A 25,080-nucleotide genomic window follows, 5' to 3' on the forward strand; every position below is an offset into this window, starting at 1 on the left:
GTAAGCATCATTATGCAAAATTCCATGTAGAGGAAAACAACGGTAATTTTCACATTGACTTTAAGAGTTCTGATAACACGCTCATATCCATTGATGCAACCGAAGCCTTACTATTTAAGGAAAGTTCCATTTTTGAAAGTTTGGATAAAGCCTCGGCTTTTTTTGAAGATGGAGATCTCGGATACTCGCCCAACAAAAGAAAATTTGATGGGCTGAGGTTGAAAGCATATACGTGGAAGGTTAAACCACTTGACGTTTCAGCAGTGGAATCTAGCTTCTTTGAAAATGAAGAAATCTTCCCTAAGGGTTCGGTGACGTTTGACAATGCCCTGCTGATGACAAATATTGAACATGAATGGAAAAGTGAGGTTAGTAAATAACAAAGAATATGAAAAAGAGTTATGGTTTTGAGGTATCGTTAAATGGAAAAAAACTAGCGCGAGCCGGAATACCAAAAGATAATTATGTTGTGACCTGCATTATGGACGCCGTACACAGAAAAGACGGCAGCGGATCTTTGCATCTGCATATTGGCGGATTGGATAGCAACGCAGAGCAAAATGTCGGTTGGTTTGGTGAGCAAATTAAAGTTGGTGATAAAATATCGATAGAAGTGATAGACGACCAATTTGATCAACCAACCTCTACAAGCAAAAAATTCTCTGAAGAGGAGATCAGAGAGCAAAAAATGAAACACTATCTTCATCTCAAAGAGGAATTGAAAGATTATTTGGATGAGTAGAATCTAAAGGTTACATCAAAGAAAAAGTACTACTTAACCGCCACGAACCCGAACGGAAATGCAACGTCGTCGGACGGAAGTATCATGTCGTCGTATGTCGACGTCGCTTCGGCGCACGACTGTACGCAACTTCCATTCATCGGTATCGGGTCGGCATACAGGAAAATCATCTCGGCACACGACAAACTCGTCCCGGCACACTGGGAAACTTTGCCCCTGCATGCGGACAAAGTAATGGCATACAGGGTGGTGATGTCGGCGTACGAGGAAATCGTCCCGAAGGACAGAAGTATCACATCGGCGCGCAAAAGAATGGCTTCCCCGAATGGGTAGATTAAACGGTTGACCATCCGTATAACTTCTCCGTACGGATTATTCACATCCCCGTACCACAACAGGGTGTCTATGCCCGGCACACTGTTCAAGTCGTACGACGACGGCACGCCAGCGTGCGGAAAAATGGCAGATAGTTATTTCTTTGCCATTATGTATATCTACATGTGAATGCCTGCACGGCACATCTTTGTTTTGTACCGGAACAACGTGAGCATGTCAGGTGCGTTCTTGATTATGTTATGTGACAAAGTCGTCAACTACATGTTCATTGTGCGCTACCGCAAGGAACATGTTCACACATTGAAGCTAAACGACGTTCAATACATGAATTTACTCGTTATGTCAACGAACAAGTTCACAATGTAACGCGACAAAGCCACCAACTACAGTAACTTGTTGATGATGTCAAGATACATAGCCGATAACTTCATGGAGGTCGGGGCTATGTACATGTACAAAATGGAATGACACTATAAGTCTTTGCTAGCTCTAAAGGTTTATTGAGCTGCTGTTTAAATTCTAAACGTCTACCTTCTAGTTGACTTTTTAGTTTCCATCTCCCATTTAAATTATCTGGTCACCGAATAATCATGTAAGCAAAAATGTTTATATTTGTGCTATGATTAGGCAATTTGAGAAATACAGAGGGATTCATCCGGGGATTGTACTTGATAGAGAATTAAAAAAACGTTCTATCAAACAACGTCCTTTTGCTTTATCTTTAGAGGAACATCCTCAGACGTTTAATGCTATTACCAAGGGTAAAAGAGGTATCAGCACAGCATTAGCATTGAAGATTGAGCGCCAACTTGGGTTGGAAGAAGGTACTTTGGTGATATTGCAAGCCTATTATGATATCCAAAAAATCAAAGAAAAAGAAATCAAAAGGACCCCCGATCTGCATATCCTGAGTAAGGCTTTATTTTGGGATACGGATATTCAACAGATAGATTGGGAACGACAATACAGGGCTGTTATTCAACGTGTTTTTGAGCGAGGAAACGAAAACGATAAAAACGAGATAATTCGCTTTTATGGTGTTGAAAAAGTAAGCCAAGCTTTGCAGGAGTCCAATATCAGAAATCCATATACTATATACAGATCCAATAAAACGACAGACTAATTATGTTATATTATAACACCGTCAATGATCTTTTAAAAAACACATTGATTACGCTAATGGAGTCTTCTGTGTTTGAATCCTTTCGTTTGGTTGGCGGTACAGCATTAAGTCTTCAATTAGGACACCGCTTGTCTGTAGATATAGATTTGTTTAGTGATGCCCCCTATGGCTCTATTGATTTTAAAGCTATTGATGAATTTATAGAAAATACATTTCCCCACCACTATCATTTTTCAAATCTAAATCCGGCAATGGGTAAATCTTATAGTGTGGGTACAGATAAGAACAATGTGGTAAAATTAGATGTGTTTTATTCGGATACTTTTATACAACCTCCTTTGATTGAAGACGGTATTAGAATGGCCACTACCGAAGAAATCATTGCTATGAAAATAGATGTGGTTCAACGTATAGGTCGCAAGAAAGATTTTTGGGATTTGCATGAATTGCTATCCCACGACAATATTTCTACTATGCTTTCTTTGCATCAAGAACGTTATCCTTACACTCATGATGAAGAGCTTATATTGAACAATCTATCCAATTTTGAGCTAGCCGATGATGATTTCGATCCTATCTGTTTAAGAGGGAAGTATTGGGAATTTATAAAGGAGGATATTGTTGATGCAGTAAAAACATATAAGCCTTAATCCGTTATTCCGCAAAAACAGAACTAAAAGCAGTAGCCATAGCGGACGATGTCCTCCTCAATAAGATATACGAGTTTAGGGAACAAAAGGTTAGATAGTGATCTGACGGAGTTATAGACATCCCAGAATAATTTGTACCTTCAAGAACACATATACATAACATGATCAAAGACGCGTCGAACAGCGAACATTATAATTGGGGCAATGCCTGCGACGGATGGCATTTGGTGAACATTTTAAACAAAACTGATCATACGTTGGAATTTTTGGTTATATCAGAGCCGAAATCGCACGGAGATAGGATTGATTTGTAAGGCTACAATAAAAAAGAAAGACAATATGATAACTTCCGCGATTCAAAGATTGGAACAATATATAGCTGAAAAACCGTCTCACTTTCGGCTTTTGGATGAAGCCGAATTGGAATTTAAGCCAACTTTAGAGAAATGGAGTAAAAAGGAAATCTTTGGCCACCTTATCGACAGTGCTACAAACAATCTCACGCGTTTCATAAGCGGTCAATTTGAAGACAACCCTATCATCTTGTATGACCAAGATCAATGGTGCAAACACAATTATTATCAGGTTGCGGACTTTTCTCAAATGATCGCACTTTGGGAAAGCTTAAACAGGCAATTAGTCTTCATCTGGAAACAGTTGTCTTCCGAGGCTTTACAACGGAAGGCTAATGACCATACGCTAGCATTTCTGGCCGAAGATTACGTGAGTCACCTGAAGCATCATTTAAATCAGATAGCGGAATAAGCTATTGCACTTACAGAATACGGCAATGCCTGCTGTTGATGGATCGAGTTCCAGTTGTCGATATATTCAAGATTGCCGCAAAAGGCAGATATCCGGAATATGTAATACTTTCTTGTCTTAGGCGAAGCGCGATTAAAAGCGATTCTCGTACTATTGCACGGATAACAGTTATGCGTATACGATGAGAACAGTAAGATTTTGTATCAACATGAGCCTTGACGGTTACTGTGACCACACCGCTTTCAGTCCTGATGAAGCGGTTTTAGAGTACTTTACTGCCATGATGGACGATGTTGACCTGCTTTTCTTTGGGCGCATCATGTACCAACTTATGTTTCCGTACTGGCGCGAAGTTGCCAGGGATCAGTCTGGCAGCCCCGCAGAAAATCGATTTGCTGAAAAGCTTAGCGCTATGGATAACGTTGTCATTTCCCGATCGTTGGACGTTGTGGGCGAAAACGTTCGTATCGTCCGTAGCGATCCGGCGGGAGAACTTCTGAAATTGAAGCAGCAAGTCGGAAAAACCATTCTGATGGACAGTATCAGCCTGCTTCCCGAAATGATTACCGCAGGTCTTATCGATGAATTTTTTCTTGTTATCCATCCTGTTATTGTGGGTAATGGCAGACATTTGCTAGATACTGGAAGTCTGCATGAGAAAGTTAATCTCAAACTGGTCGATACCATCAAATTTAAATCTGGATCTATAGCGCTCCATTACGTGAAGTCCGGTTTATAAAGTTGATCCCAAAACACTGTCAATTTATGGGAGATATAATGTGCAGTGCAAGTCGTTTACCATTATGTATATGAACAAAATGAGAAACCCATTGCTTTACAATAAAAGTTTATTGTTACCTTTATGGGTATAATGAATTATGAACGAAACCATTAAGTTATGGGTAAAACCAAAACAGAACTAAAAGCAGTAGCCATATAGGAAGAAACTTAGTATATACACCTTCCACATGCGTAGATTTTGTTAAGACCTTATTCGGATGTTATTCGCATGTTGTTCGGAAGATTACCGGCATTCTACCGGTAAGTTACCGGTAAATCATCGTCGAACGGGCGAACAGAGTCCGAATAGTGTATAAACGCAGGCCTAACAGCATTCGAAGAGACGTTGTTTCAGTTTTTGAAATTGTTAAAAACGGATTCTATCCGATTTTATGGAGCAATCGTTGTAAGTCTGTAGCAATACGTAATTCATCAAACAACTTTTTTGATAAACTCAGCGCATGCTGAAAAGCAGCTTTTAAATTGTCTACATCCAGATCGCATGTGGTCAATCTAAATGCGGAATACCAATCTTGATCAATATCTTTCTCTAAACTTTTTGTCGGGCTTTCCCAGTGATTGGTTTGCTGTGTTGCTATTCGGATTAACCAAAGTATATACTTTTGTACGTTGGATAGACTTTGGTAAGCGTGGGCATATTCCTGTCTTTTTATTAAATTGCTTGTTGTCAATAATACATTCAGTAATGAACTACTTAGAAACAGGATATTTTCATTGGTCGTTCGATCTGGCGATGTTGTTTTGATTTGACGAAGTGTTTCTCTCAAAAGTCCATCCTTGTCTATGATATTCATTTCACTAAAATCACTGAAGGATACAAAACCTTCCCACGATTTTATAATGTCAATCTCACTTACAGGCAAGAAATGAAATTCGCCTCGAATCAGGTTTTCAAAAATGGCAACTTCACTTCCGTATTCATTCGTAAAATACAAAGCAGTTGGATAAATCTGATTGACCCACTTTTCGGCGGAAAAATTTTTCTTGCTTTTCAGAAAAATATAAAATTCGATGTCAGAATATTGATCTCCCTCTTTTTTGGTAAATGACCCATACATCAAAATTGCCGAAACATTTTCGTCCTTTTGCGCTATTGACTTGATCGTATCAATCATTTGTAACTGTATCATGGTACTAAATTAAAGAAGATTCGTGATTTTACACTACAAGCTTTTTTCTATCTTTATTGGTATATTAATTATGAATGATAACGACTGTTAAAACATGCCGCAGAATCTGAAATCAAATCCAACTAGACGTCCCGGTAATAGCACTAGGATCTTTTTCAGCTATTGCATAATACGGATTCTATCTAGGAAAATTATACTCCTACTCGGAAAAACATGGCATTAATCATCTATTCAGTTAACTCATATAAATCGGGCTCGGTGTAACCACGTTGTGTATAAGACGCTTTATTCATCTCGAAGTGCATAGTAGTCATATCGTTTAGATATTCGGATAATGGTGACAGGCGATATTCGGTTCGTCGCGTATCTATATCGGCGGAATCAATCAGACCATTTCGAGGTATGGCGCGGCCCGTAGATTCAACTAGGTAGTCCACTTGTGTGCCGAACAGCTGCTTTTTCCCGGCATTCACCTGAACCCGATCAAAAAGATAGGCATAATTTTGTGGGTTGGCATTTTTCTTTTTGACATGAGCGTCCATCTCTTTCAATACTTGTTTTTGAAACTTGGGATCGTGGTCACAATGCTGGACCAACAACCAGAAATGATTCGATCCTTCTTTGCCCACTTCATTGTAGCCAAGATACCCATAGGTCGAGAAATAGCTAGCAATGGTCTTTTGATTGGTCTGAAAGACACTGTCCTTAAAGGCTTGCCACTGCTCGTCTGTGTAATCGCTATATATACCTTTCTTCGGGAAAGCTGCAATTTGGTCTGTCTTGACCATCTCCAGCAAGTTGTTCTGTATTTCAGTTTTTGTCTCTCCAACAATAGGTCGATACGAACGACACCCTAAAATATAGGTAAGGAATAAGATGCCGAAGATTATGCAGTATTTTCTCATCGTCATTATCGCAATTTAGTTTATCTGTTAAATTTAACTAATATTCCAATGCTATCATTATGATTCGTATTTTTTAGCGAGAGTATGTATCATTATCCAAGAAAAAATGTCAATCGACACTTCAGAAAATCGACACTATCCTCATATCTTTAAACTCTGCGTTTGATTATTCCATACTGGAAAATGGCGGTATCCTTTGACAAAAACATTCCTTGATCGAACGGAGGAAGTTAATCATCAGTTACGTTGTTTCTCTGTCAGCTTATATCTCAAATGCGTGGTTAACGCTGAAGGTATGACCTCCACGATCTGGATATCATATTTGTCTTTGTCAATGCCATCAAAGAGTCTAATTCCGCTGTCGAATATAATTTTACTCATAGTTTTTGGATATCTTTTTTCGAAACTAATTTTTTATGGCCAGATTCTACTTATCATATGGCAATAAATTTATAGCATAAAATATTATTACAACGGTAAGGCTGGATTAGAGAAGCAAAAGGAAATTTAGAAAGACGGTATTCCAAAATCTTACTAAAAATCCCCTATTTTGCGCATGCTCAATGCGCCATCGACAATGTAATTAACGGCATTGACATCCATCAATACGCAACAAGCAATGTAGTAAACGGTTTTGACAACCGTCAAAATCAAACGGACACTTGTCAATACGAATTTGTCCATGCACGGAACGTTATATTCTTCCATGTGCCAGCTAAGTACCCTGACAAAACCATTTAAACAATGTAGTATTCGGCTTTGACAGCCGTCAAAATTATCCATGCAGGCAACATATTCATTTTGTTCCCCGGCGAAGTCGATATGTTCCGTGCAGGCACGCGCTTGAACATGCGCAAAGTCACCATGAAATGTCTCTTTGCGGTTTTCCGTATTTCTTCCCAACAGTGTACAAAATGAGAAACTCATTGCTTTACAATAACAAAAACAGATGCCGTAGAGATAGTCAAAATATCCAGTGGTGTATTTTTTGCTAACCTATTTCTGTCTTGAATGCAAACTTCATTAATTCTTGTTCTACTCTTGAAACACCTATTTCTTTCGCAAAAGCTTCCCAACTTTTTACAGAAGCTAACACTTCTTCTATAACGGAGTTCATTTGAGAATCATCCAATCTAAAATATTCACCAACACTTTTAGCCAGTTCAAAATCTAAATCATTATTATGCATATCGATGTTCAAAGCTAAGCCGTCTTTGTCAATAGAGGGATTGAGATCATACGCTGGAGAAAGCTTCCAACCTTCAGTATCCAGTATGAATCCATGATTACGTAGGTGGCCATCTGTATTTGAAACAGCTATGTTGAAGATTATTCTACGCCACAATTGAGCCAAGTTTTCATCGACATTGCACCCATGATCTTGTATGAACTCAACAATATCTAAATAACTTGCAAGTTTATCTTTGATAGTATCTTCATTATTTTCTGTCATGGTCATGGCTGATGAAAAATGAATTCTATCTCCTCATCCTATCCTGTCAAATCGTTTTGTGAAAAAAGTATGATATAATCCATTAAACTGCCATCTTACAACAAATCTAAATCTTGAAGTTTACGTCCGAAAACATCGTCTGCTGCCAATTTCAAAAAATCATCTTGCAGCCCTAAAACACGTAATACATTGAAATATGCTCCAATTGCGACACTAGGATCTCCCTTTTCGACAAGGTATAAAGTAGAACGTGCAATACCAGCTCGCTCCGCAACCTGTACAGCAGTCAACTTACGGCGCTTACGGGCAAGTTTGATATTTTCTCCCATCTGTTCCAATATAACTTGAAACTTCGGTAACACCACTTGTTTTTTCATTAAAATGATTGTTATTTCAGACAAAAAAAATAATTTTGTATGAAATAACGAACAAAAAAATAAAAACTAACTTAATAAAGTCTTCTGTGTGATATCGAAAATGTGGTATAATGAATTATGAACGATACCATTAGGTTATGAGTAAAACCAAAACAGAACTAAAAGCAGTAGCCATAGCAGACGATGTCCTCCTCAATAAGATATACGAGTTTAGGGAACAAAAGGTAATGTTGGATAGTGATCTGGCGGAGATCATTAGAATGGTCCCTTATCTTATCTTGCCTTCGGCATATTTGCAAGCAGGTCTTTGGCCGGAACTTCTTTCACCTCTCCTTCTATCTTCACCACTAAACTTTCACCTTTTAGTGCACTTTCTTCAGCTAGCTTACGCAAAGCTTTTTGCACACCTAGTCGGACACGCTCGGCAAAGGGAAGGGTAGAAATGTTGTCTTTATCCGTTACCATAATAATCTGCATATATTCTTGACCAAATTTCGTCATTTACAACGACTTCTCCAAACTCATCTTTTTGAGCAATAATTTCCGGTGTCAGATCCATGTTGTCGAGTACCAACCATCGCTCACATATAGGAAGATAAATATTCAATAAATTTGATAGACCTCGATGGTACCGACGAACAACAACCTCATCAGGAATATGATGACCTCCCATGGAGACCCTCTTTTTAACTCGCTGAATAGCTAAATCCGGAGACTCCAACCAAAAATATAACAACGTCACGGTGTAACCAAAAGTTTGTGCTTTTTGAACCAATGACTGATAACTTCTGGTGGAGAGAGTGGTTTCAAAAGCAAAATCTGCTCCCTCCTTCATTAGTTCGCTTATCCTTTCGAGCATGATACGACCTGCAGCTAACGCAACCTTATCAGGATTGAATGGCGAAATACCAGCTGCTATGTTGTCTGCATTGACAAATTCTTGACACTCCAATATTTCGGGCAAAACCGTATAGCTAGCGGTTGTTTTACCTGCTCCGTTGCATCCAGAAATAATATAAATATTTGGCATAAGATATTTTCGTTGGACTAAGGTACATAATAGTATTAGAAAACGATAAAATGAAATGGAACTCATCAATACGAGTCAACAAAGCGTTTATCGTTCTTGTCCATTTGCAAAATTGGCTGAATTGACATCCGAAAAATTCTCCCAAGTGAGTATAATTGTCAGTTGGTAATATCTTTTTCCCAAAGTAAACCAAAATCAGAATCCTATAAAAGATCAATATGCTCCGGAATTAGGTAACTGTCGCCCAACGATTGGGGTCAGCTTACTCCGGTGTATTTTACAGTCTCAACTATTCCTAGAGACAAGGAAGGAGTATGAGTACATCTAAATAGTTCAGACGCTCTTTCCCTCCCGTCTCTCTAATTCTATTTCCTTTAACAGGAGTACAACACGGTCCAATAATAACCAACGTCCGTAAGATACGTTCTTTGTCGACATCACAACTGGAAAGATCATAATCCCTATCATCCACAACATTCCAAAATGAAACATTGCTCCTCTCAATTCACGTTCCGTTACAAAAATCGAGCTGGAAATCACCTGTAAATCAGCATTGGTATAACCTAATATCGCAGAAAAAAATATAAACCCGAATAGTATGTTTCGTGCCTGTAATGTTTTCCTTTTCTCCAGTCTCTCTATGAGTAACGTTAGACGTTCGTGCAATATCTCATGTTCTGTTAGATATTCCCTTAATCCTTTCAATTGACATTCTAAAAAGTATTTTCTAAAACTGATATTCTTGGCATCTACTTCTTGCCGTTCTAACCATCGGGTGTCTGCTTTGTTTTCTCTGGTTACCCACCACCATAGATACCCTCCGAATAAACCCACTAAGAGTATAAGCCATAATAACGCCCACTTGCTATTTGAATAATTTGTTGTAACAAAAAACGAACAACAAAACACAATATACGGGATAAAGAGAAACGCAATACCTCGGATCATAAAACGAGTATTAGAGATTCCTTTGACTAAAGCAGCATAGGATAAATTTTTCTTAAAATATTGAAGGATATCGGGCTCTAAAAGAATTAAGTTCATATCGATATTTTTTTGATCGGCGCAAAATACTAAAATGTAAATGTTTTAACCTATCTAAATTATTATCTAAACAAAAAGGAATTCACTGATGGACCTGATCTACGAAACAAATATTTACACGGAACAAATATCGATTCCGATGAAAGTAGTCAAAACGACTATCTAATGTACCTTAGAATCGTGATACTACAGGAATCAAAGAGTAATGGTAATGGCGAAGTGGTCATCGTTACTTTTCATCGGGAGATCTTAAAGAAAATCTATGAAAAAGAACTGCCTTTTTTACTGCAGCAAAGCAAAAAAGCCTCCAATCAGTCGAGCGGAACAATGACTTCCTAATCCAGAAATACATCGAAGGGTTGCGAATATTGCACCATTTTGCTTTATTGTTTCCAAGTTGGTTTGCCTTCTTTATCGAGCATTTCGATAGAAGGATTTCCTAAGCTATCGACTTGTAAAATAATTCTCGGTACTTCGTTATTATCTTTCATCACCAAAGATGCATTTCCATTTTCGGTTATCAGATTTATACGGTTGATGTTGTAACCAGGTTTTCCAGACAAATCTTTGTCGTTAATCATCAAACCAGCTCTAAAGTAGTTGTCTTTTTTGTTGTCCTGTGCCAGTAAACCAATAGCATCTGCATTTTGATAATCAAAAGCTAACGCATTTAGGTTAGTTTCCTCATTGTCGGTTATAGCAAGTCCGCCTCTTTCGTCGCCATTTTTGTCGTAGAATATCAGTCCTGCGGGCGAATAAGCTCTTTTGTAGGTCTTCCCAGCGATAATGGGTTGCGGTATATTGTCTGTGTTGGCAATCACGATACGATTTTCCCCCGATTTATCATTTATATCTATTCTTTCGGCACTGAAATTTTGTCTGTTGTTTAGTAAGAAGTACGCCACGCAAGCCAGCAACAAGATATTGGAAATAAAAAGTGCCGATAGGAGTACTTTTAATGATTTAGAAATTGTTTGCATAATAATAAGTATGGTTTAGTTATGAATAAGGGTTCGTATCAAATGCCTGTGAATACCATTCAGTGGCTTTCTGGATGTCTCCAAATTTGGAAATTGTCGTTCTAGGTCCTAACATTTTTTTATTTTTATTCTTGCCTATTCGTATACTAGGCACCAAAACTCAAATTTAGCAAATAATAGATAAAAGGTTGCAATGTAGCTGCATCAATCCCGTTTCAAATCGCTTAAATAGTGGTGTAATCGTTTTATTACGTATATCAGGTTTATGGTTTCAATATCACACTGCCTGTGGTTTTTCTGGATTCTATATCGGAATGAGCATGGACAGCTTTGTTCAATGGATAAACAAGAGGACTTTCCAAAACAATCTTTCCATTCAGCAACAGATCGAATATTTCGGTTAGTGCTTTACCGCTTTTGTCCTGATACAGCCAATAGTCATTCAGGGCATCAAATGCGAATTTGATATTTCTACTTGCCATCTGCGCTTTATCAATCTCGGGCATCCCCGAAGCCCATCCGTACAAAACGGCACTTCCGCCGTCCTTTAATATAGACGAGGATGTTTCAAAAGTGGATTTACCGATACCATCATACAAAACATCAATACCCTTTCCATGGGTATAAGAATGAACAGCAGTTACCAAATCTTCTGAACTTAAATCAATTACCTGTGTAAAACCTCGTTTTTCCGCAATCTTCTTTTTCGCTTCACTTCCTACCGTTCCGATAACATTTGCTCCCAGAGCTTTTGCCCACTGACTTAGAATACTACCTACACCGCCGGTCATACCATGAATCAGAACTACCTCGGCAGCTTTTAATGCATGACTTTGTTTCAGCAACATATGAACCGTAAGTCCTTTTATCATGACCGAAGCAGCCAAGTCAAATGAAACTTCATGAGGGAGTTTGAATATCTCATTTTGATCGATATTTCTGCATTCGGTATAAGCACCAAATGTTTTATAATAGGCGACCCGATCGCCTACTTTATAATCTACAACCGCGGCACCAACTTCTTTTACTACACCTGCAGCTTCGAATCCAATGATGGCCGGATAACTTTCTACAGGAAAAGAACCATTTCTGTAGAATAGATCGAAAAAGTTTACGCCGATGGATTGTTGCTCAATCTGCACTTCATTCGCTTTGGGACGCGGTAGGTCTACTTGTTGGTATTCCAATACATCCGGTGCTCCGGTTGTCTTTATTTGCACAGAGCCTGTTGTTTTATGATCGTTTTTCATCATGATATATTTTAAATTTCTTTCACAAAATTATCACGTACCGTGCGTATGTGTACTATCACTTTCCTTGAGGGAAGCACTTCCCTCAAGGAAAGTTTTTGTAAATTTGAAGGATGGGAGACAAACTCGTCAACGGCAAAATATCACAAGACTGTATGCAGCACTTCAATTCTGTGAAGGATGCGCTTTATGTTTTGGAGGGTAAATGGAGCGTACTGCTGATTGCGGCGTTGGCCTCCGGTAAAAAACGCTATCTTGAGTTACAGCGCATGATTGAAGGAATCGGCCCAAAGATGTTGTCGAAAGAATTGAGCAAATTAGAATTGAATGGCTTGGTCAGCAGAACGCAACTCGACACCAAACCCATCACCGTTGAATATGAGTTGACAGAATACGGTATGTCATTACAACCAATTATAGATATTATAGGAGAATGGGGAAAAGAACACCGTGAAAAAATCAGGAAAAATTTCCATTAACGGTAATTCTTCTGATTCATATAGTCTCCGTTTTAGATAAATAATGTCTATAACCTATCATATTTTATATTACAATTATAGGCCGAACTTTTCAACAATATAATTTTGAACCTCTCACGAATTAATTACATAGTTAATTAGTCCAATTTTGCTATATAAATTTAAATATAGAAAATATGAGCAAGAGAATTTTAATTACAGGAGCGGCAAGTGGATTTGGAAAAATTGCTGCTTTTGATTTAGCAAAAAAAGGACACAAAGTAATTGCGACAGCACAAGTTTACCCACAAATGAGCGACTTGATAAGAGAAGCCAAAGAGCAAGGGATAGAATTGACTGTGGATAAATTGGATGTAACCAACGCTACAGACATCGCTTACATTACTCGAAAATACGACATTGATATCTTAATCAGCAACGCTGGAATTATGGAAGGTGGTCCAGTTGCAGAACAACCGCTAGATTTAATCCGTTCAATGTTTGATGTAAATGTTTTTGGGGGATTGCAATTGGCACAAGGTTTTATCAAAAAATTCGTTGATGAAAAAAGACCAGGTAAAATTGTTTTCACGACTTCTATGGGCGAATTATGGACCGTTCCTTACGTGGCCGCCTATTGTGCTTCCAAACACGCAATGGGTTCAATTGCTGAAGGCCTGAAAACAGAATTAGCACCATTCAATATCAAGATTGCAACCTGTAACCCGGGTATTTTTGGAACGGGGTTTAACGACCGTGGTGTCGATACAATTTCTCGTTGGTACGATCCGGAAACTAATTTCACACCCTCATCTGCATTCGACGATACTGCCGAAGCTTTGGCAAATCAGCTAGATCCACAATCGATGGCAGAGTGCATAGTCGACGTGGCCTTGGATGAAAATTCAAACTTTAGAAATGTACATCCAAAAGAAACCGAAGATTTTGTAAAACAATTGCAGGCAGACGCTTGGACCGCAAAAAGCTAAATAAAATTCCTGAAGGTGCAGTTCAATAAACTGTGCTTTCTTTTTTTTCATTAATCAAAATTAAAAAAATGAATATGACTTATAGCGAAGCGACGAAAGCGTTGAATGCTTCCGTAGAAAAAGCAAAAACATTAAATATTCCGGTAAGCATCGCAGTGGTAGATGCGGGCGGACATCTGGTGGCATTTGCAAGGTTAGACAGTGTTTTTGGCGTGATAGAATTTGCCGTAAAAAAAGCCAGAACGGCTGTAATGTTTGGTGTAGACAGCGACATAATGGGAACAATCGTTTCCGGAGCAGACATTCACGGATATGGAATGTTGAATTCAAACGAGGGATTATTGACCATTGCGGGTGGTGTCGTCATAAAAAACGGAGAAGGCCATATTATCGGAGCGATTGCTTCTTCAGGTGGTTCGCCAGAACAGGATAAAGAAATTGCGAAAGCAGGGACTGTTGGGCTCAATTAAAATTTAGGATATTTGTAGTATGGAAGCAAAGCGTGACATCATTTTTGATAAATTGGCCTATTCCTGCGTTTTTGAAAAGCACAGAGGAAATGAAGAGTTTATTCCCGAGCACTTTTTAGGGTTTCAATTATCGGGAGAAACACACGCTTTTCACGCGGATGGAAATACTGTCATTCCTGAAAACACCGCCGTATTGGTTCGGAAAAACCAATTAATAAGAACGATTAAATATCCTGCAAAATCAGGGAAATACCAATTTTTATCAATTACGTTGGACAAGGAAACATTGCAACAATATGCCTTGGAAAATAAAATTGTGGTTGATAAAAAATACGTAGGCAAACAGAAATTATTTTTTGAGCCGGATGATTTTCTGCAAAATTATTTCATTTCATTAGCTCCATACATCAATAAGAAAAAAGAAGCAACGCCAAGATTGGCAGATTTAAAAATCAGGGAAGCAATAGAATTATTACTCGAATGTAACCCTGATTTTAAACAAATCCTATTCGATTTTTCTGAGCCTTATAAAATGGATTTGGAAGAATTCATGAACCTAAATTATATGTTCAATGTTTCGGTAGCATCTTTCGCAAAGCTTACTGGCAGAAGTCTTTCTGGCTTTAAACGAGATTTTACCAGAACATTTGATACGACACCAAAAAAATGGTTACTGGCAAGACGTTTGGACGAAGCCCATTATTTAATCAAGCACAAACAACAAAAACCGACCAATTTTTATCTAGATTTAGGCTTTGAAAACCTATCTCATTTTTATTACGCGTTCAAACAGAAGTTTGGAACAACAACAACTGAAATATAACAGAACTATGGAATTTTTACAACAACTGCATAACTGGACAAAGGGGGAAGTAACACAAGGGCGAGGGATGCTCGCATTTGCCATACTTCTGCTACCAGTCATTGTAATAGTCATCAAGAACACTCAAACTTTACAAAAAGGAATGACAATACCCATTATTCTTTTATTCGCTGTACAGGTTGGTTATGGAAGCTATCTGTTAGTTTCAAGAACCAAGCAAAAAGAACAAACTGAAAAGCAATTCCAACAAAACCAACAACAAGTTATTACTGCCGAGCTATCCAAAGCAGAAAATGATAGCAGAACTTATACAGCACTAAAATGTGCCTGGGGAGCATTGACAGCTGTATCTGTAATTGGGTATTTTGCGTTCTCAAATGATTATTACAAAGGTCTTTCCCTAGGGTTTGCAGGAATGTTTCTAGCCTTGTTGTATACTGATACACTTCTCCATCAAAGATTAAGTTTATATATGCAATATCTTCAAAAACTTGCTGAGTCGAAATAGTGAAATATTATTTTCTTTTGGTCAAACTCCTGCTCTGCTATATACTTCCTTATTGATAAACTGCATGTGAAACTTAGTATAAGACACAGTTTTCGTTGAGCTCATCATTAACCCGAACGGAAGTGCGACGACGGCATATGGAAAAACAACGACGGCGCGTATCTTCCTGTTTACGTGCATGCACAAAATGAGGGATTCATTGCGTACAATAAAAGTTTATTGTTAACTTTATTGGTATAATGAATTATGAACGAAACCATTAAGTTATGAGTAAATCCAAAACAGAAGTAAAAGCAGTAACTATAGCGGACGATGTCCTCGCCAACAAAATATATGAGTTTAGGGGACAAAAGGTAATGTTGGATAGCGATCTTGCAGAATTGTATGGCGTCGAGACTAAACAGCTCAAAAGACAAGTCCGAAGAAACATAGATCGTTTTCCAGAAGATTTCATGTTTAAGCTTACGAAGCAAGAGTTACAAATCTTAAGGAGCCAATTTGGCACCTTAAGACATGCCGCAGAATCTGAAATCAAATCCTACTAGACAATGTATCTTATAAAACGAACAGATTCAAACAGCTTAGATTTTTATAGATTAGTCGTCGAACCTGATAAAAATCTCGCCATTAAGAACTACGGACGGTACGCGGGTGTGGACAGCAGTATTTGTTTTGAAAAGGCATTATAAAAATAACTATGGCAAATTGTTACTGGAATCCACTAACCAAAATAGGTTTTCGCTTTTCTTTCATTTTTATCTTATCTTTTATTCTTGTAATGAATAATGGAGCCTTTCCATTATTTAATTATATAAATAGGCCAATCGTGCAATTAATGCATGAATTTACACCCTGGTTCGCAAAAAATGTGCTGTATTATAGCTATGACTATTCCATCTTTACGAACGGTAGTGGCGACACTTCTTACGATTGGATAACTTTACTCATCCTTTTCCTCGGGGCAATCATCGGCACTATAATTTGGTCTATTGCGGATAGGAAACGAAAAAGCTACGTTACATGCTATTATTGGTTAACAACGTTTATTCGCTATTACATTGGTTTCATGTTGATAAATTACGGCATGATAAAGCTGGTTCATGGCCAGATGCCTCCTCCCGGTCTAGATCGATTGATGCAGCCCTTAGGCGAATTTTCTCCCATGGGATTAGCTTGGACTTACTTTGGATACTCAAAAGGATACAACATTTTTGTCGGAATCGTGGAAATTCTAGCAGGGTTTCTCTTATTCCGGAAAACAGTGGTTTTAGGTGCTTTAATAACCATGGCGGTCAGTCTCAATATCATGACAACCAATTATTTTTTTGATGTGCCCGTCAAAATGGTTTCTACTGCGTTGTTTCTATTATCTTTATTTTTACTGTTACCGCACATCAAACCTTTATTTAATTTCATCATACTCGGAAAATCTGTTCGGTTAAAATCTATCGGGAAACCAAAGTTTACCAAGGCCTGGAAAAACAAAATACTTGTTGTAATCAAAATAACGGTAATAGGTTTTTTCGTTGTACAACAAATCTCCGGTCTATTGAATAGACAGAAATTAATCGATCATTACACCAAAAAATCACCCTTATATGGGATATATTTGATCGAGAGCAGTAAGGAGATACGCAAAACTATACCAGATGACTGGAAATCGATCGTTTTCGAATACGAAGGGCATGCCACTATCAGAGATATGTATTACAAAAAGAAGACAATAACTCCTGTTGTCGATTCTACCGAGAACAAGATATCGTTAAATAACTATACGTTTGATTATGCTGTCCTGGAAAATGGTGATGTCCTTCTAACCAAACCATTCAGTGATCGCACGGAGGAAGTCAAATTAATTAAACAGGACCCAGAGGCCTTTGAATTAATGCAACGGAAGTTTAATTGGATACAGGAGTATCCGTACAACCGATAAGAAACCGAAAAGTTCACCATATAAAGTTTTTCAAAAAATTGCATCTTTGTGTTGTTTTTCGATTTAAGGCAGATGGAACAATCCGAACAAGAAACATTAAAAAGAAGCAAAGAAATTACCGAAAACTACTTTCAGTTTTTGGATAAACATATTGCAGATGTGGTTGTGGGAACTGTTGACCAATTTATGGAAATCAACCAAATTGCAAGTGAATTATTTATTTCGCACCAGCATTTGACAGACACTATCCAAAAAGAAACTGGAAATCACCCTTGCCATTTTTACGACCTCAAAATTCTCGATGAAGCAAAAAAAATGCTCTTACAAACAGATAGATCCATTGCAGAAATCGCAAAAACACTCACTTACGACCCTTCCAATTTTTCAAAATTCTTCAAGAAATTTGTAGGACAACCACCTGGGCAATTCAGAAAGGAAAACAAAAAATAAAAGTTCCGAAAAGTTCACCACGAAATAAACACAAAGTCTTGCCACCTTTACAATATCAATTTGTAAAATATTTAAAATCAAATCAAATGGCAAGAAACGATTTAAAAGGAAAAGTAGTTTTAATTGCAGGTGGTGCAAAAAACTTAGGCGGTTTATTGAGCCGTGATTTTGCGAACAAAGGAGCAAAAGTAGCTATTCATTACAATAGTGAAAGTACAAAAGCAGATGCTGAAAAAACTTTGGCAGACATTACAAACGCAGGTGGAGAAGCATTTTTATATCAAGCAGATTTGACAGATGTAAAAAACATTACCAAACTTTTTGATGCTACCATCGAAAAATTCGGAGGTGTTGATATAGCAATAAATACCGTAGGTAAAGTGCTAAAAAAACCATTTGTTGATACAACCGAAGAAGAGTACGACAGTATGAGCGACATTAATGCAAAAGTGGCATATTTCTTCATTCAGGAAGCAGGGAAAAAACTGAACGAAAACGGTAAAATCAACACGATTGTAACTTCATTATTGGCAGCATTTACAGGTTATTATTCAACTTATGCAGGAGCAAAAGCTCCAGTAGAACATTTTACCAGAGCCGCTTCCAAAGAATTTGGTTCACGTGGAATATCAGTAACAGCGGTTGCTCCAGGACCGATGGATACACCATTTTTCTACGGACAAGAAAGTGATGACGCAGTGGCTTACCACAAACAGGCTTCTGATTTAGGTGGATTGACCGACATCAAAGACATTGCTCCATTGGTTGAGTTTTTAGTAACTGACGGCTGGTGGATTACTGGACAAACCATTTTTGCAAACGGTGGTTATACAACGAGATAATAAAGGAAGTAAGACCATGATATTAAAAATAATCAACGCTGTTTTAATACTTTTTGCCGTGTTTATGGGTACAAAGCACGGTTGGAATATGCTGACTGCAAAACCCGAAATGCTAGAAATGTTCGGCAAATGGAATTTTAGTAAAAATGCTGTTGTCATCAATGGAGCAGTAACATTACTGGCCTCGGTTTTGATATTGTTTCCCAAAACATTCGTGTGGGGAAATTTCCTAATGGCAGCAGGAATATTGATGATTATTTGTCTGCAATTACTGAACAGAGATCTGAAAGGTATGGCGATAGAAATACCTTTTTTGTTGCTTAATCTCGTTATTATTTATTTGCAATACCCTTTAAAAAGCAATTAAAATGGCTTATTACAAATTATTTTTCATCTCACTGTTTATTTCTTCTGTACTTACTGCGTGTGGTCAGGTAAACAGTGACAAAAGAAATGAAAACAACACTTTAAATTCTAAACAAATGCAAGACGAAATTTTATTAAAACCTGTAAAATCTTTGATTGGAGCTATGGAAGTGGAAAATGCCGAACTTATCAGAGCACAGTTTTCAGAAAAGGCAACCCAAGCATATGGTTCTGACGGAAAAATGAAAACACCCGAAGAAACCAAAAAGTGGATAGAAAGCGACATCATCAGGCGTCAAGGCAAAGTTGCAAATCCCCAGTACAGTATAATCAGTGAAAATGAAGTTGTTGTAAAAGGTCAATATTCAAGTCAGGGCTACACAAACACAGCTAATTTTTTGTTTACTGTTGAAAACGGATTAATAACAAGTTGGAGAATGCGATATAATTAAGAATTGACCTGGAAAAGGGGTAACAAAATGAATATTCCGATGATCTACTATCAAAGAAAAATTATTATCACTTAATACAGATCATTATGAAAAATCTATTCTTTACACTCGTTTTTGGATCATTAATAGCTTTATTGCTAACAGGATGCAGCAAAGATGAAGCTACTGTACCTGTGGATCAAATTATTCCTCCAACAAGCACAGGGTTTAACATGCTTAGACAACAAGCACTCTCAGACCTCATACAAACGCAAACCTTTGATGCGGAGGATGGGATACATTTCGTTTCAAACAAGGGAACTATCTTAGATATCGGACAACACGAACTCACTGATCATTTAGGCAACACCATCGTTGGAGAAGTAGAACTAACCTTTGTGGAGATCTTTGATAGAGGCAATATGGTTGTTGCAAACAAACCTTTAATGGGACGGGATAATACCGGACACCTTCATCCACTAATAACCGGTGGCCAATTTTTTATACAAGTAACGCAAGCTGACCAGGTTTTAAAACCGTTGAACTACTATTATGTTACAGTCGATGCGGAACATACCGGTGGTTTGGATAACGAAATGATATTATGGCAAGGTGAGATCAATGAAGCAGGTAATTTAGCATGGAACCCTGTAGAGATTGGCATTGGATCGGGCGAAGGCGATGATGGAAACGGTAACATTGTATGGACAGACGGCGATCAAGCAGGCCTCGGATTCAATCCTGTAACCAATACCTACGATTTTTTTATTAATGAGTTTGGATGGACCAATGTCGATCGGTTTACGGCAGTATCAAGCGCGCTTACAAAAATCAAAGTAAAAGTTCCGACTAATTATAATGAAACCAACTCAGCCGTGTATTTAGCTTACGAAGACCAACCCAATCTTCTAGCACAATTAGATTTGTACAACACACCCGATCAATATTTTACAGAACATTTTGGATTCGTACCAGTCGGGATGACCTTACATGTTATTTTCGCTTCAGAAAGTAACGGACAATTTGTATATAACATCAAACAAGTAACTATTGCTGAAGATCATATCATTACCATTGCAACGGATGATTTGGAACTGACCAGCAAAGAAGATTTGATTGACAGGATCGATGCATTGAATTGAGTTCTGCCATCGACCATGTAAGTATCGGCTTTGATATCTTTTGCGAGGTCGGCGTACGGAAGTGTGGCTTCGGCATACGGAAGTATCAAGTCGTCGTGCGCCGACATAGATTCGTCGCACGACGGTACGCAACGTCCGTCCATCTGTATCACGTCGGCATACGAGAAAGTCATCTTATTCATTTAATCCACTCTCAATCCATTGTTCCAGTGCTTCATTCCCCATATACTGACCTAAGCTCTTCTCTATCAACTCTCCCTTTCTATCAAACACCAAATAACTCGGTAGTAGTTTGATTCCATAATCCTTGTGGATATATTCGCTCTGATTTCTATACAAATAGTATTGTTCGCCACCTAAATAATTGGCAAATTCATGCCACTTACCGTAATCAGAACTCTCTTCTGTAATATATACAAACACCACATCGTCTTTTGCATACCGTTCTTTGATCCCGCTCATCTTGCCAAATCCCTCGATACATGGTCCGCACCAGGTTGCCCAAAAATCGACAACAACGACTTTACCCTTGTACCGCAGCAAGATGTCAGGTAAAACAGACTCTTTCTCCTTATCGTAATCGAGATAATATTTAGCTATGCTTTTTTGATTTACTTTTGACATCGCCTCGTTTTGATACATAAGGTAATTGCTGATATGCCGATTCTTGAAAAATCTTAGGATATCTACTTTTTGTTTTTCGGACAATGTCTTTCTCTGTGTAATCTGATCCATATAGGCACCGGCAACCATCACTTCGTAAAATGGATTGTCCTTCTTATCATGTAGCTCAGCATCGAATACATCTTTAAGTTTTTGTTGATAAGTTTCGGGATCAATGTTGAAGATATCCGGCAATCCCAAGACTGAATCCCTGCGTACAGCGCTAAACACCCCGCTTGGTGGTAAGTAGAGGCGATCACTATCGGTATGATTTGATATATACAGTCCGTCGTAAAAGGATATCTCTCTTTCGAGAGGCACTTTAATGGTACCCGAATCACGCTCTAATTTTCTGAAGGCATTAGATTGATACTTCCCACGATCAAATAGATAAAAGAGTTTGCTCGTCATTTCTGCATCATATCGGAACACTTGCTTAGCTAGCTTAGATGGATTGTCCTTGATGACCTCTGCGACCATGTGTTGATTGGCGGCAAGAACACGGTCTCGATAATCAATGGCAGAAGGGTAGCCATCGGTTTTTTGAACAGCAAAATATTTACCAGAAAAATAGGCTTCCCTTATCATTTCTCCATATGCTTTAGCGTGATCAAAAAACTCCTTAAACACGCCTTCATATCGCATAGAATAGTTTGACGAGTCTGTATAATGGATGGTCAAAACATCTGAATGGTTGGGTAACAAGAACGTATGGCAATATTGTTGGTCGTAGATGAAATAACATCGTGCCGATCCGAGTGTGTAAAAAGACAAAAGAAGTGTAGAATCATTGACGGTCTGAAATTCCGCCGGCTTGTCGAACAGCAGTAGATTAGAGAACATCGGCGTGCTGATATTTCTTTCTTTTGGATAGTTTCCGGAGAATTGGACGACCAACGAGGTATATCCGCTCTGTCTATAATAGCCCTCTTGGCAATAACCTAGAAAAGGAGCAAGAAAAATCAAAAACTGAAAAAAAGGTTTCATATATATCGTAATATAATGGTAGCACAATAAGCCCTTTTTAAAAAGGGCTGATAAAATAACGCGTGTGACGAATATACAAAATCATCTGTTAAGTCCTTGCCAACAAAATATACGAGTTTAGATTACATAATCTTGAAGTCGCAAATTGCGACTTCAAGTTGGGGCGGCCGTAGAAAAGCACCTAATGTATTTACAGAGCATGAAGTACTCATGCTATCAAGTGTTCTCAATAGCGAGCAAGCTATTCAGGTGAACATACAGATAATGCGAATATTTTCTAGGAGCCGTCAATATTTTTTAGACAATACCGAGGTAAAGATGGAAATAGCTGAAATAAAGTATACCTTTGAGAATATAGCAAAAAAACAGAAAGGTCACGATCAGAATATAGAACTGCTCTTTGAATACATTGACCGACTGCAGGAAAATACATCTCACGCCTCCTCTAAAGGAGTAACGGTGGTCAAGGGGTTTGATGTTGGGAGCAAGAAGAACAATTAGCGCAATTACCGAAAACATCAATTTCAAATGGAAATAGTTTTAACCGATACAGCAAAATGTCAAGTTTTTTGAACTAAAAACTTGACATTAACAAATAATATGTATTTTTGTAAAATGAGTTTATCGGCACTGATACGCAATATAATCAAACAGTTACCAAATGGAAAAACATTTGGATATGACGATTTGCGCATTCCTAAAGAGCGATATACCTCAGCGGCCAAAGCTTTGGAGCGCCTTCAAAAAGAAGACTTAATAAAAAAAATCTCTAAAGGTGTATTCTACAAACCTGAAAAAACCATCTTCGGCACATTAGAACCTAATTATAATGAACTACTACGCCCCTATCTGTTTGAAAATGGTAAACGGATAGCTTATGAAACCGGCACTACACTATACAATCGTTTGGGATTGACTACACAAATGGCGTTTCGTACCAAAATAGCCAGCCGGGGCAAGCGTATTAATATTGACAGAAAGGTCTTAAAAGCTGATGCTGTAAAAAGCTATGCCGAAGTAGATGACAAAAATTATGATATTCTGGGTATACTGGATGCATTTAAAGATATCAAACGTATTCCTGATAGTTCTGTGGGCCAAGCAATCGTTAGATTGAGCATTATTCTGAATGAGCTAAATCCAAAACAAATAGAATCATTGGTTAAGTATGCTCTTGTCTACCCACCAAGGGTCCGGGCACTCGTAGGGGCTGTGCTACAAAACAACGATTATCAAGGAAAAGGATTGGATAAGCTAAAAGACAGCCTAAACCCGCTTACTATCATACAACTAGGTCTAGAAGACTCCGAGTTACCCACAAAAAACAACTGGTATATCGAATGAAGCTACATAAAAACATAAAACTTTATAGAGACGCTATTCGATTTACCGCGCAAGAGATGAATCTAAGACCCGAATATATAGAGAAAGACTATTGGGTTACGAATGCGTTGTCTATGATTTTTACGAACGGAATCGGTAAGGATGTAATTTTCAAGGGGGGAACTGCGCTATCAAAGTGTTACAATATGATAGATCGATTCTCAGAAGATATTGATTTAGTTATACTGAGACATGAAGGAGAAACAGACAGTAAGCTAAAATCAAAGCTCAAAATCCTGAGTTCGATTGTAGAAGTTGCATTGCCTGAGGTTAATATAGAGGGCATAACGCACAAAAGAGGGATGAATCGGAAAACAGCACACTCCTATAGCAAAGAATTTAAGGGAGAATATGGGCAAGTCAGAGATGTCATTATTCTGGAATCAACTTGGCTGGGATATCACGAACCTTATACAACCCGAACTATATCATCATTTGTTGGCAAAATGATGCTTCAGAATGGGCAGGCCAATCTAACGGAAGAATACGGATTGTTACCATTTAGCTTATTTGTATTACAGCCTATACGCACGATTTGTGAGAAAATAATGAGTTTAGTTCGCTTTTCGTATACGGAGAATCCGATGGACGACCTAAAGAAAAAGATAAGACATACCTACGATCTGCATCAGCTACTTACGCAAAATGAATTCTCAGCCTTCCTCAAATCATCTGCGTTTGATAAAATGCTGCTGAAAGTCGCCAATGACGATATCCTAAGTTTCAAAAACAACAACAAATGGTTGTCTCATTGTTTCACTTCCCATTAAAGGAAAAAGTTATTTTTTGGATCAGTAAAGTGTTGCACTTCTGTCTAGAGGTAGATCAGATTATCCTTCACAAAAGGCAACATTCCCTCAGCGGGCCTTATTAAATTTGCATATATAGGAATATAGTTATATATTTGTAAGCAACACAAGGCTCTGCCTACGATTCTTCTGACCAGTTTGGTTATAACCTCGCTTTCAGTTTAGTTTATTCAGTCGCCATTTTAAAGTTTTCAATAATATATATAGCATTAATCTGCTACGCGACATTTAGGTTCCGAT

At 38.0% G+C, this 25,080-nt stretch carries 35 protein-coding genes; 23 read left to right on the top strand and 12 right to left on the bottom strand.

The window, feature by feature from the left end; all coding sequences use genetic code 11:
* Positions 1–140 precede the first annotated feature (140 nt).
* The 7 genes from H8B17_RS10925 to H8B17_RS10955 all read left to right on the top strand — a co-directional run bounded on the left by H8B17_RS10925 (position 141) and on the right by H8B17_RS10955 (position 4,355).
* The gene (locus tag H8B17_RS10925; RefSeq protein ID WP_190309196.1) at positions 141–380 is read left to right on the top strand and encodes a hypothetical protein; all 240 of its coding nucleotides are present in this window, start codon (positions 141–143) and stop codon (positions 378–380) included.
* Between the two features lie 8 nt (positions 381–388).
* The gene (locus H8B17_RS10930) at positions 389–742 is read left to right on the top strand and encodes a hypothetical protein (protein ID WP_190309197.1); all 354 of its coding nucleotides are present in this window, start codon (positions 389–391) and stop codon (positions 740–742) included.
* An 84-nt stretch (positions 743–826) separates the two neighbouring features.
* Positions 827–1,075, top strand: coding sequence for a hypothetical protein (locus tag H8B17_RS10935; protein WP_190309198.1), 249 nt, complete (start codon positions 827–829; stop codon positions 1,073–1,075).
* A 622-nt stretch (positions 1,076–1,697) separates the two neighbouring features.
* Positions 1,698–2,201, top strand: a complete 504-nt coding sequence (locus H8B17_RS10940) for a helix-turn-helix transcriptional regulator (protein WP_190309199.1) — start codon at positions 1,698–1,700, stop codon at positions 2,199–2,201.
* A 2-nt stretch (positions 2,202–2,203) separates the two neighbouring features.
* Positions 2,204–2,851 (top strand): nucleotidyl transferase AbiEii/AbiGii toxin family protein, encoded by a 648-nt coding sequence (locus H8B17_RS10945; protein WP_190309200.1) that lies wholly within the window; start codon positions 2,204–2,206, stop codon positions 2,849–2,851.
* 339 nt (positions 2,852–3,190) lie between these two features.
* A complete protein-coding gene (locus H8B17_RS10950) occupies positions 3,191–3,616 on the top strand; it encodes a DinB family protein (protein WP_190309201.1) in 426 nt (141 codons plus the stop codon).
* A 181-nt stretch (positions 3,617–3,797) separates the two neighbouring features.
* Complete coding sequence (locus H8B17_RS10955; protein ID WP_190309202.1) at positions 3,798–4,355, top strand: dihydrofolate reductase family protein; 558 nt, start codon at positions 3,798–3,800, stop codon at positions 4,353–4,355.
* Between the two features lie 421 nt (positions 4,356–4,776).
* Here H8B17_RS10955 and H8B17_RS10960 read toward each other — a convergent pair whose 3' ends face one another.
* The 9 genes from H8B17_RS10960 to H8B17_RS11000 form a co-directional block, all read right to left on the bottom strand.
* Entirely contained in the window at positions 4,777–5,547 is a 771-nt protein-coding gene (locus H8B17_RS10960; protein WP_223816489.1) for an aminoglycoside 6-adenylyltransferase, read from the bottom strand.
* A gap of 227 nt (positions 5,548–5,774) precedes the next feature.
* Positions 5,775–6,452, bottom strand: a complete 678-nt coding sequence (locus H8B17_RS10965; protein ID WP_190309203.1) for a DUF6624 domain-containing protein — start codon at positions 6,450–6,452, stop codon at positions 5,775–5,777.
* A gap of 237 nt (positions 6,453–6,689) precedes the next feature.
* Positions 6,690–6,833, bottom strand: a complete 144-nt coding sequence (locus tag H8B17_RS10970; RefSeq protein WP_223816490.1) for a hypothetical protein — start codon at positions 6,831–6,833, stop codon at positions 6,690–6,692.
* A gap of 153 nt (positions 6,834–6,986) precedes the next feature.
* Positions 6,987–7,379, bottom strand: a complete 393-nt coding sequence (locus H8B17_RS10975; protein WP_190309204.1) for a hypothetical protein — start codon at positions 7,377–7,379, stop codon at positions 6,987–6,989.
* A gap of 64 nt (positions 7,380–7,443) precedes the next feature.
* Entirely contained in the window at positions 7,444–7,929 is a 486-nt protein-coding gene (locus H8B17_RS10980; RefSeq protein ID WP_317171022.1) for a type II toxin-antitoxin system HipA family toxin, read from the bottom strand.
* A 71-nt stretch (positions 7,930–8,000) separates the two neighbouring features.
* Positions 8,001–8,282 (bottom strand): helix-turn-helix domain-containing protein, encoded by a 282-nt coding sequence (locus H8B17_RS10985; RefSeq protein ID WP_190309205.1) that lies wholly within the window; start codon positions 8,280–8,282, stop codon positions 8,001–8,003.
* A 273-nt stretch (positions 8,283–8,555) separates the two neighbouring features.
* Positions 8,556–8,747 carry a hypothetical protein gene (locus tag H8B17_RS10990; protein WP_190309206.1) on the bottom strand — a complete coding sequence of 64 codons (192 nt, stop codon included), beginning with the start codon at positions 8,745–8,747 and terminating at the stop codon, positions 8,556–8,558.
* Entirely contained in the window at positions 8,734–9,312 is a 579-nt protein-coding gene (locus tag H8B17_RS10995) for a zeta toxin family protein (protein WP_190309207.1), read from the bottom strand. Before H8B17_RS10995 ends, H8B17_RS10990 begins: the two co-directional genes overlap by 14 nt.
* A 333-nt stretch (positions 9,313–9,645) precedes the next feature.
* The gene (locus H8B17_RS11000) at positions 9,646–10,356 is read right to left on the bottom strand and encodes a hypothetical protein (protein WP_190309208.1); all 711 of its coding nucleotides are present in this window, start codon (positions 10,354–10,356) and stop codon (positions 9,646–9,648) included.
* Positions 10,357–10,521: 165 nt separating this feature from the next.
* Here H8B17_RS11000 and H8B17_RS11005 point away from each other — a divergent pair, with 165 nt between their 5' ends.
* On the top strand, positions 10,522–10,695 hold the full coding sequence (locus H8B17_RS11005; RefSeq protein ID WP_190309209.1) for a hypothetical protein: 174 nt from the start codon (positions 10,522–10,524) through the stop codon (positions 10,693–10,695).
* 44 nt (positions 10,696–10,739) lie between these two features.
* Here H8B17_RS11005 and H8B17_RS11010 read toward each other — a convergent pair whose 3' ends face one another.
* Positions 10,740–11,336 (bottom strand): hypothetical protein, encoded by a 597-nt coding sequence (locus H8B17_RS11010; protein WP_190309210.1) that lies wholly within the window; start codon positions 11,334–11,336, stop codon positions 10,740–10,742.
* A 263-nt stretch (positions 11,337–11,599) separates the two neighbouring features.
* Complete coding sequence (locus H8B17_RS11015) at positions 11,600–12,589, bottom strand: quinone oxidoreductase family protein (RefSeq protein ID WP_223816493.1); 990 nt, start codon at positions 12,587–12,589, stop codon at positions 11,600–11,602.
* A gap of 110 nt (positions 12,590–12,699) precedes the next feature.
* Between H8B17_RS11015 and H8B17_RS11020 the strand changes: the two genes are divergently transcribed.
* From H8B17_RS11020 to H8B17_RS11075, 12 genes are all read left to right on the top strand, one after another.
* Positions 12,700–13,065 (top strand): winged helix-turn-helix transcriptional regulator, encoded by a 366-nt coding sequence (locus H8B17_RS11020; RefSeq protein ID WP_190309211.1) that lies wholly within the window; start codon positions 12,700–12,702, stop codon positions 13,063–13,065.
* A gap of 176 nt (positions 13,066–13,241) precedes the next feature.
* Entirely contained in the window at positions 13,242–14,033 is a 792-nt protein-coding gene (locus H8B17_RS11025) for an SDR family oxidoreductase (protein ID WP_190309212.1), read from the top strand.
* A gap of 68 nt (positions 14,034–14,101) precedes the next feature.
* Positions 14,102–14,503, top strand: a complete 402-nt coding sequence (locus H8B17_RS11030; RefSeq protein ID WP_190309213.1) for a GlcG/HbpS family heme-binding protein — start codon at positions 14,102–14,104, stop codon at positions 14,501–14,503.
* Between the two features lie 19 nt (positions 14,504–14,522).
* Positions 14,523–15,326 carry a helix-turn-helix domain-containing protein gene (locus tag H8B17_RS11035; RefSeq protein WP_190309214.1) on the top strand — a complete coding sequence of 268 codons (804 nt, stop codon included), beginning with the start codon at positions 14,523–14,525 and terminating at the stop codon, positions 15,324–15,326.
* 7 nt (positions 15,327–15,333) lie between these two features.
* On the top strand, positions 15,334–15,834 hold the full coding sequence (locus tag H8B17_RS11040; RefSeq protein ID WP_190309215.1) for a hypothetical protein: 501 nt from the start codon (positions 15,334–15,336) through the stop codon (positions 15,832–15,834).
* 266 nt (positions 15,835–16,100) lie between these two features.
* Positions 16,101–16,379, top strand: a complete 279-nt coding sequence (locus tag H8B17_RS11045) for an ORF6N domain-containing protein (RefSeq protein ID WP_223816494.1) — start codon at positions 16,101–16,103, stop codon at positions 16,377–16,379.
* Between the two features lie 290 nt (positions 16,380–16,669).
* Positions 16,670–17,767, top strand: coding sequence for a DoxX family protein (locus H8B17_RS11050; RefSeq protein ID WP_190309216.1), 1,098 nt, complete (start codon positions 16,670–16,672; stop codon positions 17,765–17,767).
* Between the two features lie 51 nt (positions 17,768–17,818).
* Positions 17,819–18,217, top strand: coding sequence for a helix-turn-helix domain-containing protein (locus H8B17_RS11055; RefSeq protein ID WP_223816495.1), 399 nt, complete (start codon positions 17,819–17,821; stop codon positions 18,215–18,217).
* 86 nt (positions 18,218–18,303) lie between these two features.
* Entirely contained in the window at positions 18,304–19,059 is a 756-nt protein-coding gene (locus H8B17_RS11060; RefSeq protein WP_190309217.1) for an SDR family oxidoreductase, read from the top strand.
* A 16-nt stretch (positions 19,060–19,075) separates the two neighbouring features.
* Positions 19,076–19,426 (top strand): DoxX family protein, encoded by a 351-nt coding sequence (locus tag H8B17_RS11065; RefSeq protein WP_190309218.1) that lies wholly within the window; start codon positions 19,076–19,078, stop codon positions 19,424–19,426.
* 1 nt (position 19,427) lies between these two features.
* On the top strand, positions 19,428–19,877 hold the full coding sequence (locus H8B17_RS11070; protein WP_190309219.1) for a nuclear transport factor 2-like protein: 450 nt from the start codon (positions 19,428–19,430) through the stop codon (positions 19,875–19,877).
* 86 nt (positions 19,878–19,963) lie between these two features.
* Positions 19,964–20,998 (top strand): hypothetical protein, encoded by a 1,035-nt coding sequence (locus H8B17_RS11075; RefSeq protein ID WP_190309220.1) that lies wholly within the window; start codon positions 19,964–19,966, stop codon positions 20,996–20,998.
* Positions 20,999–21,172: 174 nt separating this feature from the next.
* Here the strand turns inward: H8B17_RS11075 and H8B17_RS11080 are convergent, their stop codons facing one another.
* The gene (locus H8B17_RS11080) at positions 21,173–22,648 is read right to left on the bottom strand and encodes a TlpA family protein disulfide reductase (RefSeq protein ID WP_190309221.1); all 1,476 of its coding nucleotides are present in this window, start codon (positions 22,646–22,648) and stop codon (positions 21,173–21,175) included.
* 132 nt (positions 22,649–22,780) lie between these two features.
* Between H8B17_RS11080 and H8B17_RS11085 the strand changes: the two genes are divergently transcribed.
* The 3 genes from H8B17_RS11085 to H8B17_RS11095 all read left to right on the top strand — a co-directional run bounded on the left by H8B17_RS11085 (position 22,781) and on the right by H8B17_RS11095 (position 24,801).
* Positions 22,781–23,149 carry an ORF6N domain-containing protein gene (locus H8B17_RS11085; RefSeq protein WP_190309222.1) on the top strand — a complete coding sequence of 123 codons (369 nt, stop codon included), beginning with the start codon at positions 22,781–22,783 and terminating at the stop codon, positions 23,147–23,149.
* 114 nt (positions 23,150–23,263) lie between these two features.
* The gene (locus H8B17_RS11090) at positions 23,264–23,992 is read left to right on the top strand and encodes a DUF6088 family protein (protein ID WP_190309223.1); all 729 of its coding nucleotides are present in this window, start codon (positions 23,264–23,266) and stop codon (positions 23,990–23,992) included.
* On the top strand, positions 23,989–24,801 hold the full coding sequence (locus tag H8B17_RS11095) for a nucleotidyl transferase AbiEii/AbiGii toxin family protein (protein WP_190309224.1): 813 nt from the start codon (positions 23,989–23,991) through the stop codon (positions 24,799–24,801). The genes H8B17_RS11090 and H8B17_RS11095 overlap by 4 nt, the downstream gene beginning before the upstream one ends.
* The last annotated feature ends 279 nt before the right edge of the window (positions 24,802–25,080 follow it).

The organism is Sphingobacterium arenae (assembly GCF_014692505.1).
GTDB lineage: Bacteria > Bacteroidota > Bacteroidia > Sphingobacteriales > Sphingobacteriaceae > Sphingobacterium > Sphingobacterium arenae.